This window comes from Bradyrhizobium sp. NBAIM08 (assembly GCF_020193935.1).
GTDB lineage: Bacteria > Pseudomonadota > Alphaproteobacteria > Rhizobiales > Xanthobacteraceae > Bradyrhizobium > Bradyrhizobium yuanmingense.
Genome location: NZ_JADYVR010000605.1, coordinates 1 through 427, shown reverse-complemented (window position 1 = coordinate 427; position 427 = coordinate 1). Strand labels below are relative to the sequence as shown.

The 427-nt window shown below is 56.7% G+C and carries 1 protein-coding gene; it reads left to right on the top strand.

Annotated features, from left to right (window positions below; translation table 11 throughout):
• The coding region (locus tag I6F37_RS41170) for a class IV adenylate cyclase (RefSeq protein ID WP_225154547.1) at positions 1 to 427 on the top strand (427 nt) is incomplete at both ends.

Below are 427 nucleotides of genomic sequence, written 5' to 3'. Positions count from 1 at the left end.
ATTCTCCAGAACAATTCGCCGGCCGTCTCCAGGACGCCGGTTACCGCGTTACCAAACCCCGTATTTTTGAAGCAAATACTCTGTACGATCAGCCGGGCGAAGTGCTTCGCGCTCGCGGATGTCTGCTTCGGCTTCGCGAGGTCGGGGATCGCGCGATCCTCACGTTCAAAGGTCCAGCGGAACGCGGCAAGCACAAGTCGAGGGAAGAACTGGAAACAACCTTGGGCGAGGCGGGAACGGCAGCCTTGATCCTGGAGCGGCTCGGGTTTTCCGCCACGTTCCGGTATGAGAAATATCGGACCGAATATGAACGTCCGGGCGAGCATGGTGTAGTCACGATCGATGAGACACCCGTGGGATGGTTTATCGAACTGGAGGGATTACCGGAGTGGATTGATGATGTTGCGGCGAAACTCGGGTATAAAGA